At 40.6% G+C, this 12,295-nt stretch carries 10 protein-coding genes and 2 pseudogenes; 6 read left to right on the top strand and 6 right to left on the bottom strand.

The annotated features are described in order from the left end of the window. Positions 1-7 precede the first annotated feature (7 nt). Positions 8-1,390: a DEAD/DEAH box helicase gene (locus ACLIIY_RS16155; RefSeq protein WP_011149151.1), complete on the bottom strand. Its 1,383-nt coding sequence runs from the start codon at positions 1,388-1,390 to the stop codon at positions 8-10. Beyond that, positions 1,384-1,926, bottom strand: coding sequence for a hypothetical protein (locus ACLIIY_RS16150; protein WP_011149150.1), 543 nt, complete (start codon positions 1,924-1,926; stop codon positions 1,384-1,386). The genes ACLIIY_RS16155 and ACLIIY_RS16150 overlap by 7 nt, the downstream gene beginning before the upstream one ends. 92 nt (positions 1,927-2,018) lie before the next feature. Here ACLIIY_RS16150 and ACLIIY_RS16145 point away from each other — a divergent pair, with 92 nt between their 5' ends. Then, the gene (locus ACLIIY_RS16145; protein ID WP_011149149.1) at positions 2,019-2,225 is read left to right on the top strand and encodes a helix-turn-helix domain-containing protein; all 207 of its coding nucleotides are present in this window, start codon (positions 2,019-2,021) and stop codon (positions 2,223-2,225) included. Positions 2,226-2,751: 526 nt separating this feature from the next. Here ACLIIY_RS16145 and ACLIIY_RS16140 read toward each other — a convergent pair. The 3 genes and pseudogenes from ACLIIY_RS16140 to ACLIIY_RS16130 form a co-directional block, all read right to left on the bottom strand. Continuing rightward, positions 2,752-4,572 (bottom strand): ATP-binding protein, encoded by a 1,821-nt coding sequence (locus ACLIIY_RS16140; protein ID WP_039547163.1) that lies wholly within the window; start codon positions 4,570-4,572, stop codon positions 2,752-2,754. A 518-nt stretch (positions 4,573-5,090) separates the two neighbouring features. Next, a pseudogene (locus ACLIIY_RS16135) lies at positions 5,091-5,687 on the bottom strand (tyrosine-type recombinase/integrase). A 302-nt stretch (positions 5,688-5,989) separates the two neighbouring features. Next, a complete protein-coding gene (locus ACLIIY_RS16130; protein ID WP_011149146.1) occupies positions 5,990-6,670 on the bottom strand; it encodes a potassium channel family protein in 681 nt (226 codons plus the stop codon). 146 nt (positions 6,671-6,816) lie between these two features. Here ACLIIY_RS16130 and ACLIIY_RS16125 point away from each other — a divergent pair, with 146 nt between their 5' ends. From ACLIIY_RS16125 to ACLIIY_RS16115, 3 genes are read left to right on the top strand one after another with little or no spacing between them, the layout of a single operon-like run. After that, a complete protein-coding gene (locus ACLIIY_RS16125; RefSeq protein ID WP_017041459.1) occupies positions 6,817-7,311 on the top strand; it encodes a hypothetical protein in 495 nt (164 codons plus the stop codon). 19 nt (positions 7,312-7,330) lie between these two features. Beyond that, the gene (locus ACLIIY_RS16120) at positions 7,331-8,437 is read left to right on the top strand and encodes an HlyD family secretion protein (protein WP_011149144.1); all 1,107 of its coding nucleotides are present in this window, start codon (positions 7,331-7,333) and stop codon (positions 8,435-8,437) included. Further along, positions 8,427-9,419: a DUF2955 domain-containing protein gene (locus ACLIIY_RS16115; RefSeq protein WP_039508941.1), complete on the top strand. Its 993-nt coding sequence runs from the start codon at positions 8,427-8,429 to the stop codon at positions 9,417-9,419. Before ACLIIY_RS16120 ends, ACLIIY_RS16115 begins: the two co-directional genes overlap by 11 nt. A gap of 144 nt (positions 9,420-9,563) precedes the next feature. Here the strand turns inward: ACLIIY_RS16115 and ACLIIY_RS16110 are convergent. Continuing rightward, positions 9,564-10,160 (bottom strand): annotated as a pseudogene (locus tag ACLIIY_RS16110) (tyrosine-type recombinase/integrase). Between the two features lie 376 nt (positions 10,161-10,536). Between ACLIIY_RS16110 and ACLIIY_RS16105 the strand changes: the two are divergent. Both ACLIIY_RS16105 and ACLIIY_RS16100 read left to right on the top strand, forming a co-directional pair. Beyond that, positions 10,537-11,715, top strand: coding sequence for a MerR family transcriptional regulator (locus tag ACLIIY_RS16105; protein WP_026130452.1), 1,179 nt, complete (start codon positions 10,537-10,539; stop codon positions 11,713-11,715). A 10-nt stretch (positions 11,716-11,725) separates the two neighbouring features. Beyond that, complete coding sequence (locus ACLIIY_RS16100) at positions 11,726-12,268, top strand: GNAT family N-acetyltransferase (RefSeq protein ID WP_026130451.1); 543 nt, start codon at positions 11,726-11,728, stop codon at positions 12,266-12,268. Positions 12,269-12,295 lie beyond the last annotated feature (27 nt).

The raw sequence follows: 12,295 nt of genomic DNA, 5'->3' as shown, positions 1-12,295 counted from the left end.
ATATTTATTACTGAAATGCAGCAATTACACGCTCTCTGAAATTTCCTAAGTTCAATTGACCAGAAGAAGCTGAGTATGCAGTTATGATTGACGGTTTTTCCAAACGTTCTTTATCCCAACTAAGCTGTGTCTTCCCAATATCAGTTTTTTTCTTTTGTTGATCAGAGAAATAGGCTCGATTTAACGAAACAGAAGCTTGAGGTCTATCTTGCCAATTATCTGGTTTGATAAATAAGCATGAGTCCGGAATATCTTGCTCGATCTGCTCAGCAAAACTCACTAGGCTTTCTTCAGCAAAAGTGTACAACCAAGCTTGCTGATTCGAGGATTCATGCGTTCGCAAAATTCGTCCTAAAACTTGCCTGAAATAAAGTTCTGTCTTCACAAAACTTAAATGGCAACAGACTTGTAGACGTGGGATATCGGTTCCCTCACTAATCATTCCGACGCTGATAATCCACTGAGTCGTTCCGTTTCGATACCCATTGATTTTTTCTAGTGGATTTTCATGATAGTAAGTGACTATCTCTGTACTTTGCTCATATGTCTCAGTCAAAACTTTCTGAATTTCGATTGCATGTCCTACTGATGAAGCAACAACCAAACCACCGGCATTAGGGTTATCCATACGTATATCTGCTAGCTTTTTGCAACCAAGGCCAAGTACATAAGTCATTGCATCAATATTTTGCAAAATGCTTTGATACGGAGTTGCTGATTGCTTTAAAAGGTCAGGAATTGACGAAAATGACTTTGATTGTCCACTTTCTGAAATAGATAAGCGATCATTATCAATTAGTACAATTTTAGGTGAGCGACAGACCTTATCGATAATCGCTTGCTTTAAACCGTATTGATAATCACAGTGGATACGACCTTCTGCATCAGAATACTGTGCTAACGTAATTGGCAATAAATCTGAGCGCCAAGGAGTGCCAGATAGGGATAATGTAAACGCAGCAATCCCTTGAATTTGTCTCAAAATTTGCTCACCCCATACATTGGCATTTTCAATTTCATCACCTGAACAATGGTGAATCTCATCAAATACAACCAATACGCGGTGCTTTTTAATTGTTTCCCAAAAGCTATCTCTAAGGTATTTCATACTCTGATATGTAAACGATGCACCTATTGAACCAAGTCCACCGGAAAAAGAGCATCCCAATCGCCATGAAAAGGTATTTTTGATACCATCAGCAATCGTTAATGATGGCGAAAAACAGAGGACCAGGTCAATTTTGTCTAAGTCATACAGCCTTTTGGCAATTTCGGCAGCAGCCACCGTTTTTCCAGCCCCTGGAGTCGCCTGAACCTGAAAATGTGAATGTCCAGCTAGATACTTTTCTAAAGCCGATCCAACACACTCCTCTTGCCATAGTCTTAACATTTTACTTCCCCACAATTACTAAGCTTTAGGGCGTGATTAAGAACATTTATTTTGGCTAGATATCTAACAGAGCGTTCTCTAGTTTCTTCGGATAGTTTTAACAATGATGATTTCTGTAAAGGTAACCTTTCAGACAATAGTTGAAATTCTTCGATCTCAGCTAAAGCTATCGCAAGTTCAGCTTCATACTTTCGTCGTTCCAAAGTCAGCTCATCAAGGGTAAGTGCTTCATCCGAATTTTTTACGACTGTTTTTAGCTTTTGTTGCTTACGCTTTTTCGGTTTGAATACAGTTTCTTTAAACTGCTCTGATTTGTGGTATGTCCTTGTCCGCCCTTGGCCATTAGTCCAAAGTAGCCCTTTCTTTTCTAAAGGCAATAACTGACGATAAAGAAATTTACGCGCTTCCGTTATATCCTCAAATTCTCCCGTAATCGTTAGTAGTTCGTCCCTTAAGGCAGGAACCGTTAATCCATCAAGTCCTTTCTCGATGAATAAGGTAAAAATATATTCATTAATCGCTGTTTTCTTCGTCATAAGAGCTCAACTACGAATCAAAATGCGGATTATAGTCCGTGGCTATAAAATCCGCAATGAAGGATATTCTTTCATTTTGAGTACCATTAAAAATGAAAGACTTAGCGAAACGGTTTGGGGATAACTTACGTAGAGAGCGTAAGCTTAAAGGTATATCTCAGGATAAATTGGCTATTTCAGCAGACATCGACCGAAGCTATGTCGGTCGAATCGAAAGAGGAGAGGTCAACATCACTCTAGAAAAAGCGTACCAGTTGGCAAGTATACTTGGTTGCGATGTGCGTGATTTGCTGCCATAAGGGAAACCCTAACTATAAAATTTATAAACACCTATGGAAGTAAAATATTATTGGAGAAATCGAGAGATAAGGTTTTGCAAAACTACTGTCAGAGGACAATAAAATTTGATCGGAAACGTGCTTTTTCAAGCGATTCGTAGGCTATAAAAAACTAAAGTTTGATCATTTTTAAGGTACATTGCTACCCGAAACACGATGGAAATGACAATAAAGTCTGATCTATCCTCTAGCAAGGTTTTGGACAGAAATCATTTAGGGTCGATGGTCTAAATAACCCTCAATTCATTACTTTATGTATTCTGAACCAGCCAAGCCCACACTACATGTGAAAATCAGTAATGAATAAATACTAATAGGCAAGGTTCTATGTTTTGCCTTATTCTATTTAAGCTGCATCCCCCCTTCAGACAACAGTTCCGATATTTCCCCTCTACAGACGACGTAAAAAATAGCGCATTCTAGCATTGAGGCTATCTCTTTTACTCAAAGAATCAACTCTTTGATTCAATATGAGTCGGACTGACATCTATTCCAACACGACATGATGATCACGACTCGCATTACAAGCCAGCGTTACGCTGCGTGCTATTAACTCCCCTAAAGAGTCTAATTGTAAGGGCTTTGTTATTACTCCATTGGCACCAGCGTCCACGAATGCTATGGCTGTATCTTTGGTAACATCAGCGGTACATCCAAGAATAATACCCTGAAAAGCATGCTCATTTCGTATTAATTTTGTCGCTTCTATGCCCCCCATTTGTGGCATTTGATGATCCATCAAGATTACGTCAAAAGAACATTCGCGCACCCTTTTAACAGCTTCTATACCATTAGATGCAATATAGGTAGTAAACCCTAACTTTTGACACAATCGTTGAGCAACAAGCTGATTAACACGGTTATCCTCAACGATAAGGACTGACTTACCGGAAAAGTCTTTTTCGCCTGAGAGCGTTCTTTGATCTCGGAGGGTGGTTACTCTTGGGCTTATCACCTTTGCCACAAAGCAGCTTCCTGAACCTAACTCACTTGTAACAGTAATATCCCCCCCCATTGATAAGCATATTTTTTTCACGATGGATAAACCTAACCCTGTACCTCCAAAATCGTGCATCGTTCTAACATCTGCTTGTTCGAACGCATTAAAAATGCCTTTTAAACGATGGGATGGTATGCCAATTCCGGTATCAGATACCTGAATACAAAGCTCATTTTTATCACTTTCATATTTTAAAACAACCTTAACCTGTCCATCAGAGGTGAACTTGATGGCATTACCCACTAAATTGTAAATAACTTGACGTATACGAGTTTTATCACCAACTAAAATTAGATCTTCAGGCAAGCTATTGGTGTCGAATATAAGCTGAAGTTTTTTTTCAGAAGCCTGTGGTTGAAAAGAATTTTTTATAGGGACCAATAGTTTGCTTAGCTCAAATTCTTCCTGAACAAAAACTAAACTTCCTTGTTCTAGATTTGAAAAATCAAGAATTTCGTTTATGACCACCATTAGGTGTTCACCTGACTCCAATAGCGTATCTAAGTGCGTCTGAATACTTGGATCTTTATTATCCGATATGAGTAACTGTGTCATTCCTATAACACCATTCATTGGAGTTCTTATCTCATGACTCATTGTTGCTAAAAACATAGACTTAGCTAAGTTGGCTTCCTCTGCCTTATTTACAGCTACCTGTAATGCTAGCTTGGTCTTCTTCAACTCTATAATGTAATGATTGAGATAAAGAAAAACGGCAGAGAATATTAAAATAATGAATAGTATTAAAGTATAGACGGCTGCTTTACTGGTTAAGAAGATGTTATCCATCAAACGTTCATGAACATGTTCCGCTGCTTCATCCATCTCTTCTGAAAACACCTGCCTCTCTAATTCGATTAATGAAACCTCTGGTACTATCTGTTGTTTTGCTTTAAGCATTTTATCAAGAAATACCAACTGTTTATCCGCAGTTTTTACGTACTCCTCAACTACAGAAGGGAGGGGATTTCCTACCCAAATCATTTGAGGAAATCTAACGTTAATGTCGTTGCTAGCTTCTTTTAAAGTGTTTAACTCAGAGGTTAGCTTTTGTATTTCAGAAAGTAGTTTATTTATCTTGTGGTCACCATCTTCTCTCTGAGTTAAATGTATATAGCTTCTCATGTGGACAAGGCTTGCAGAATGAGCAACGATTGAGCTTTCAGTGGCCTCTAGAAGGGAGTTTTGAGTTTTAAATGAAAAGAAAAAACTGAGAGTTATGCCTATTGCTAGCGCAATTAAAGCTTCCATAACATTGAACTTTTGTGAGTATTTATAATTCACTTGAGTCCTCCAGATGAAATTCATGGATAACAGGTATAAAGCTTTCTTTTTCAATATAATAAAAAAAGCAAGCAACCATCAATAACCAAACAATTAATGTTACCCATACCAATACATTTGTTTTATTCACCTTCCAGCACCTCTTTTTCTCATATGCATAAAGTTTAGAAGAGGATAGCTTTAGTGGCTACTCAAGTTTCGTGACATAAGTCACCGGAGATAAAATGCTATATATGAGATACTTAGTTTTAAAAAGGGTAAAAAACCTAAAAGAGGTACAGCGAAAAGTTGAAGTTTAAAAATTGCTCCAACTACGTAGTAACACATCTCGGAGCACAAATGTTTAAAATAGTTGGAGTAATTCGCTTTTTCCCGAAGCGACCTTACCGATATAGAAAATCATTTTTGCTGCATGAGTCTTGTTGTCGGTACATGAGCATGATTTGGGTAAATTCCGGTTGTCTACGAACGTGAATGTTATAACCGAAAGTGATAATGGGGCACAGGCTTCTCAGAGGTATGAAAAACCTGTATCAGCCCTTCTAGCAGTCAGTTTGCTCTGAAAGCCTCAGAGCGTCTTCCAGTTCAACGCCTAGGTATCGAATAGTGTTATCTAGTTTCGAATGGCCAAGTAGGATTTGCACCGCCCTTATGTTTTTCGTTCTAGCGTAGATCAGAGTAGCTTTAGTACGGCGCATAGAATGCGTGCCGTAATAATCTGCATTCAAACCAAGCTTTGCGGCCCAGTTTCTGATAATCGTACGATAAAAGGAGTAGCTGATGGGTTGGCCTTTACGTCGACAACTTGGAAATAGAAAACTATTTGCCTCTAGGTGCGCTGAGTAGACCCACCGACTGATACTCTGTTGTGTTCTCGGAGTAATCTCGTAATGCACATCAGTACCTGTCTTTTGCTGAATGCATTGAACCCTCTAATAGATCACTCCTTGCGAGGAAACATCATATACATGCAGTTTTAGCAGATCACTCGCCCTTAACTTGCTATCAATAGCTAGGTTTAATAGTGCAAGCTGCATTAAATCGTTTTTAAGCTCTAGCCTAGTTCTAATTCGCCAAATCTCTTCAAGTTTGAATGGTCTTTTAATGCCACTGCATTTTCCCGAAGCTAACTTTCTCATATTGACCTCCTTCTCAAAGTTGTTGGTCAACATAGAGTCTGGCGATCAACTAGAACTGTTCCAGCAGCGATAACGTCCGGTCATCACATTCGGTCAGCATGAACCGAAACATTTGTGGACAGAAATCATTTAGAGCTAAAAAACCATACTGCTTTTTGGCATAACGTTTACTAATCCAAAACTCAAACGGCAAAACTGATTAGAAAGTAAGGTTCGGAACAGCCCTTTATTACATTGTGAAACAGTGTAAATATCGCAATTGTCATTAGCGATAACTTGACCACGCCTTAAGGGGATATCATTTATCTAGGCGTGTTTCTACCTAAATTCGAACTGACTAAACTAGACACCACTACTGCCATATAAAAAACACCAACAACCGACTCTAAATAGACTAACGTTTTCGCAATTGGAGTCACTGGACTGATATCCCCATAACCGAGAGTGGTTAAGGTCACGAAGCTAAAATAAGCGCTATTAGAAAAATTATCTTCCCAAGGAATTGCTTCTAACCCGCGAAATGCGAAAGGGTCTAGCTCAAGTAACAAAAGGTAAGCCACCGCCCACATTAAACCAAGCAATAAGAATAGGGCTACAGAACCAATAAGTTTGTTGGTGTCTATTTGGCCTGAAAACAAGATTTTTCTTACTAAAGATTGGAAAGTGCCATAGAAAAAGACAAAAGTCAGAGAAAGCATCAATATGCTCATTTCTTTGATATGAAAGAGGTGTTTCGCGGCAATAGCAGCTATCCAAACCACGGCTAAACCTCTTAAAAAATGCGTCCACTTTCGATCAAAGCGCAAACTTACAAAGCAAACAATAAAAATCACTACCATAATCCCCTGTATGACGTATTCGATCACATTGTCTTGTAGTAGTTGAACGAGGGCGGCGGCAATTAACAGCATGATTAAAGCTAACGTTAAGTAGATGAAGTTATTCTTCTCGCTAATATTTGACAACGCTTTATCGAGCTTCATGATTGACTCCTTTCCACAGTTATCATGGCGCACAAGTATGCTCTAGCCACAACAGTATCAAAAATGGTCATGTTTGATATGCATTTATTCGAACATTCTCGTTATAATCAGTAAGAGTTTATTGTACAACAGTGAAGGTGCTAGACGTGGATATCAAAGTGAAAGATTCATTGATTGGTGGCGTGATTAACGGCGTTATCAATGGTTATATTGCGAGCCACCATTTCAAAGGAATGGATAGCGTACCGATGTCGCTTAACGTGATCACTAATTCTGAAGTGACTGTGTGGGGACAAGCGGTATCTCTAACTTTTGGTTTAGGGATCATTTTGTCGTTGATCACATCCAAGCTATTTATTCATCAGCTCAACAAATCCCACCCACAACACATTAGTCAACTTCAGAGTGGTTTTTGGTCTCACCTTGTTCCTATTGCAGTCACCCATGCAGCAGCGCTATTTGGCTGGTTTGTGGCTATAGCTGTGATCTGGACTAAGTACGCTGGCGAAGTGATGGTTTCTTCTTCAAGTGCTGTTGCACTGGTTGGCCTATTTGCATTCATCATTACCATTGCCGTCGAAGTACGAACTAAGAAAAGTATCATTTATAAAAAGATAAATTTACTGGAACAACCTCAGTAAACGACAGTAGGAACAGAAAATGTCAGATAACAATGTCCAAACTAGTGCTGAACAAAGCGATAAAAAAATTAGCCAAGCTCGCTCTTTCACTTACTACATTTTTGCCTTAGTTGCTGCTCTTTGGCTTTACACCTTATGGGCGGACAGAATGACGCCAATGACAGATCAAGCTAGAGTAAATGGCCAATTGATCCGCATTAGCCCAGAAGTCTCTGGCCCTATTTCACAAGTACTTATTACTAACAATAGTATTGTCAAGGCAGGAGATGAACTCGTCACGATCGATCCGCGTCCTTTTGAATTAGCCGTTAAGGCCGCCAAATTTGATTTGCAACAAGCAGCTCAGTCTTATGAAGCGGATTCAGCAGCAATCAGTGTCGCTCAAGCAAATGAAGTCGCAGCTCGTGTTAAGGTCAATAATGCTAAGAAGAATGTGGAGCGTAATCGCGTACTTGCCAATAAAGGAACGATAAGTCAAGCGGTAATGGATAACATAATCGCCGAACTAGAGACGGCCCAAGCGGGGTTGGCTCAAGCGTCATCAGCACTAGAAAAAGCGAAACAAGAGTTTGGCCCGAGAGGAATTGATAACCCTGAAATCCAATCGGTATTAAACCGACAAGAGCAGGCTCTACTAAACCTCAATCACACCAAACTGACGGCACCTGCTAATGGTGTTATCACTAATATGGATGTTGCTGTTGGCGATTATGCTGCTGCTGGGCAACCACTTCTTACCTTTATCAATAACAACAACTTATGGCTGACGGCCATGGTGAGAGAGAATTCACTGGCTCATCTAAAGCCTGGCGATAAAGTCAAAATTGTTTTTGATGCAAACCCTGGCGAGGTCTATGAAGGAAAAATTTCTTCAATCGGTTGGGGAAGTAGCGGTAATGGTAGCCTTGCCCAAGATGCCAGTAATGGCCTTATGACGTCACCAACAAGCAGTTCAAAAGCACAGCGTTTCCCTGTCAATATCGAGTTCATGGAGTTGCCTGCCGATCTTAATCTGAGATACGGCGGTCGAGCTGTGGTGGGTTTCTACCCTGATGAAAGCTACCTAGGTGAGAGACTACAAGATTTGTGGATCTGGGCATGGAGTTATATCAGCTATGTATCATAGTGCCGCTAACCCAATTATAAGAGTTGCGGTATTCCCTGTACTTTTGCTGTTTTGGCAATACGTATATGGGACGGATTTGCCTTTACTCGCTCCAGCGATGTGTGCGGTTTTTCTCACTACAACTCATGAACCACCGCCTGTAATTATGGTGTTTGTTATGGGGGGCATTTTATTCATTACTGCTTGGTTTCAGGCACTAATGAGTGAACTATTGATTGATTACGTACATGTTTACTATCTGTTCTTGTTTGGAATTTTTTACTGGTGCATGGAGCGTACCAAGAAAAATCCGCAAGATGTATTTGCTATATTGCTGATTGTCTCAACCGCAATGATTGCTGTTTTTACGCAGCAAAAAGGGATTAGCGTTGAGCAAATCCCCATGGCTCTGCTAAAAAATATTTTTATCGCTGGCTTCACCGCCTATTTGGCCTACCTACTATTTCCACGAGGTGAGCCACTCGCGATAAGCATGCCACCTGTCAATTCGACAACGAAATATTTGCTTGATTGGCAAACCTTGCTCAAAGCGAGCATTGTCATGACCATGATGGTATGTACGATACAATTGGACTTAGAGCAAAGTACGATTATTACCATCATCGTCGCGTTAATGATTAAAGATCCTGATCCTAGTATTGGTAAAGATTATGGTTTAAGAAGGCTGCTTACAACATACGCGAGCGTGCTGTATGCCATTCCTCCTCTAATCATGAGTTTGCTGCAAGTCAATTTGGTAGGAACTGTGGGTGTTGCTGTAATCAGTGCTTTATTTATGGGGATTCATGCCGTTACAAAGAAAGCTAGCTATAACTCAATTCAACTGATGTATTCCAGTTATGTGGTTTTAGTATTCTATGGGATTACTTCAACAAGTATCAGTGCGATTTCAGATGACCTCGTGCGTTTTACTTCGGTTTTTGCCGCGGTATTAATCGGTATCATGAGTTTGATCACCTTATACCCTAGAACTAGAACTTAATGTCACAACAACCAAGCCTAGGTCTAACTCGGCTTGGTTGTCTTATTTGTGGATAAGTTGTACTGCGTGCAAGTAGCACCAATATGATGTAAAGAGTGGGGTACAGGCTTTTCAGACGCGAAGAAAAGCCTGTAGAGGTGCTTATCAGCAGTCTGTTTTCTCAGAAAGCCTCAGAGCGTCTTCTAGCTCAACGCCAAGGTATCGAATAGTGTTATCTACCTTCGAATGTCCAAGTAGAATCTGAACCGCCCTAATGTTTTTCGTTCTGGCATAGATCAAAGTAGCTTTAGTTCGACGCATGGAGTGAGTTCCATAATAGTCAGCATTCAGTCCCAGTTTTGCAGCCCAGTTTCTGATAATTGAGCGATAGAATGAGTAGCTGATAGGCTGCCCTGAGCGTCGGCTACTCGGAAATAGAAAACTACTTGCCTCTAGGGATGCTGAAAAGATCCATCGGCTAATACTTTGCTGTGTTCTCGGAGTAATCTAATAATGGACATCGGTCCCCGTTTTTTGTTGGATGCACTGAACCCTTTCATAGATAACTCCTTGCGAAGAAACATCGTAAACGTGTAGCTTTAGCAAGTCACTCGCTCTCAACTTGCTATCTATGGCTAAGTTCAATAGTGCAAGCTGCATTAGGTCGTTTTCAAGCTCTAGCCTAGTTCTAATTCGCCAAATTTCTTCCAACTTGAATGGTCGTTTAATGCCGCTGCATTTTCCCGAAGATAACTTTCTCATGTTGACCTCCTCTTCGATATTATTGGTCAACATAAAGTCTGGCTATAAACTGAAACTGTTCCAGCCTTGATAGCCATCGATCAAGCAGTCGTTCAGGGTGATCAGAATCATCCGTGGACAGGAGTTTGTTAGCTAGGACGCGCTGAGAACCCCCTGGATAAAACTGTTTTAGGAAGTTTGCTAATTTAGCTATTCATAAATAAGTTCTGGCATTGAAAACTGGCTACTAACTACCTACTAATAACTCAAAATAATCCACAGCCCTCACCTCACTTCCACCACTGTTGGCGAAAAATTCGAACAAGTCTACTTGACCTGTCTACTACTCTACAGTTCATACTATCCCAATACTAAAAACACTTGGGTCAAATCGCACATGTATTTGATTTCTGAACTGGCAGCGAAGGCGGGTATCTCTCGCACCACCTTACTCTATTACGAGAAGTTAGGGCTGATTAACGGTCAGCGTCTTGACAATGGATATCGCTATTACAGCGAAAACGATTTGCAGCGACTGTTATTGATTCAGCAACTTCAAAGCGCAGGACTCTCATTGAAGGAGTGCGAACAATGCTTGGACGCGAAGTTAAGTAGAAGCTTATTGGAAAATCGGCTAACGCAACTCAACCATGATATTGATAAAAAAATCCACGCTCGTGAGTTGCTACTGGCGTTACTTGGGGAACGTCCACAAAGAGAGTTACACCATTCTCTGAGTCAAAGTGCACCTAACGCTTACTTAAACTGGTTAAGTACGCAGGGTTACAGTGAAAAAGAAGCGCTCAGATTAAAGTGGTTATCAAAAGATATGAACGAACACGAGAGTTACATGAAAGACTTTATGACGGTCTTTGCAACATTAGAAAGATGGGGGCCAGGGAGTCACAAGGACTCTTTAAAAGCGATTTCATTAATGTCTCCTCAGACAATGACCGATATTTTAGACATTGGTTGTGGCACTGGCACCTCAACATTACTGCTAGCCGATAATAGTATCGCGCACATTACCGCCGTGGATAATGAGCCTATCGCCATCGAACAGCTCAATAAAAAAATCCAAAATGCACAGTTACATGAGCGGATTTCTCCTGTTTGTGCCTCCATGACGGAACTGCCATTTCAGGCAAAGAGCTTTGATGCCATTTGGGCGGAAGGCTGCGTCTACATTATGGGAATGGAGAACGCACTAAAACAATGGAAGCCTCTGTTAAAAGATAATGGCGTCTTGATGGTAAGTGACTTGGTTTGGCTCACTGACTCCCCCGACGAAGAGACAAAACAGTTTTGGCTGGCAGATTACCCAGATATTCAATCGATACCTAAACGACTCACTCTGTTCAAAAAGCATGGCTACGACGTGATCGAACACTTCTCATTAGGCGTCGATGCATGGCAAAACTACTGGCAACCGCTGCAAAGCCGAGTTGAGGAATTACAAGCTGTTATGCCTGCGTCCCAAGCGTTACTGGACATTAAGAAAGAGATTTCAGTTTACGAGCGCAGTGCCGCAAAAGACTTTACCTATCAGCACTTTATTTTAAAACTTGCAAACTAGAGATAGAGATATGAAATACGCATTGTACAAACAAGAACAAACTCAAGAAGTCATTACACTGTTCAAGGACACATTTTCGGATTCAGAAGGTAAAGAAGAAGGTGCATTAATTGCAAAACTCGTGGAAGACTTTCTCACTTTACCAACTAAAGATGAGGATCTTTATGTGTTTATTGCTCAAGATGAAAGTGAACGCATTGTCGGTAGCATCATTTTCTCTCGCCTATCGTTTCCAAATGGTGAAAACATCTTCCTTTTAGCCCCCGTGGCCGTTGCAACAGATTGTCATGGGCAAGGTGTAGGTCAAGGATTGATCAAATTTGGCTTAGCGACACTGAAAGAAAAAGGCGTCACCGTTGCCATTACTTACGGGGATATCAACTTTTACTCAAAAACAGGATTCGCTACAATCAGTCAGGACGTAATTCAAGCTCCGTTGGACTTGTCCTACCCTGAAGGTTGGATTGCACAATCTTTAGTCGGTGAAGCGGTCCCTCACGTTGTGTGCAAACCAACATGCTTGAAAGCGATAGATAACCCAAGTTATTGGTGACATTGAATCGCATTTACGCTCTGATGA

The sequence above is a fragment of the Vibrio sp. K4 genome, from assembly GCF_051122595.1.
Taxonomy (GTDB): Bacteria; Pseudomonadota; Gammaproteobacteria; order Enterobacterales; family Vibrionaceae; genus Vibrio; species Vibrio owensii.
This window is presented reverse-complemented; position numbering and strand designations above follow the sequence as displayed.

Excerpts from the sequence above, each read along its gene's own strand:
- ACLIIY_RS16105 (WP_026130452.1), top strand. The coding sequence starts at position 10,537 with ATGTATTTGATTTCTGAACTGGCAGCGAAGGCGGGTATCTCTCGCACC.
- ACLIIY_RS16150 (WP_011149150.1), bottom strand. The coding sequence starts at position 1,926 with ATGACGAAGAAAACAGCGATTAATGAATATATTTTTACCTTATTCATC.
- ACLIIY_RS16140 (WP_039547163.1), bottom strand. The coding sequence starts at position 4,572 with ATGAATTTCATCTGGAGGACTCAAGTGAATTATAAATACTCACAAAAG.
- ACLIIY_RS16115 (WP_039508941.1), top strand. The coding sequence starts at position 8,427 with ATGTATCATAGTGCCGCTAACCCAATTATAAGAGTTGCGGTATTCCCT.
- ACLIIY_RS16100 (WP_026130451.1), top strand. The coding sequence starts at position 11,726 with ATGAAATACGCATTGTACAAACAAGAACAAACTCAAGAAGTCATTACA.
- ACLIIY_RS16145 (WP_011149149.1), top strand. The coding sequence starts at position 2,019 with ATGAAAGACTTAGCGAAACGGTTTGGGGATAACTTACGTAGAGAGCGT.
- ACLIIY_RS16155 (WP_011149151.1), bottom strand. The coding sequence starts at position 1,390 with ATGTTAAGACTATGGCAAGAGGAGTGTGTTGGATCGGCTTTAGAAAAG.
- ACLIIY_RS16120 (WP_011149144.1), top strand. The coding sequence starts at position 7,331 with ATGTCAGATAACAATGTCCAAACTAGTGCTGAACAAAGCGATAAAAAA.
- ACLIIY_RS16130 (WP_011149146.1), bottom strand. The coding sequence starts at position 6,670 with ATGAAGCTCGATAAAGCGTTGTCAAATATTAGCGAGAAGAATAACTTC.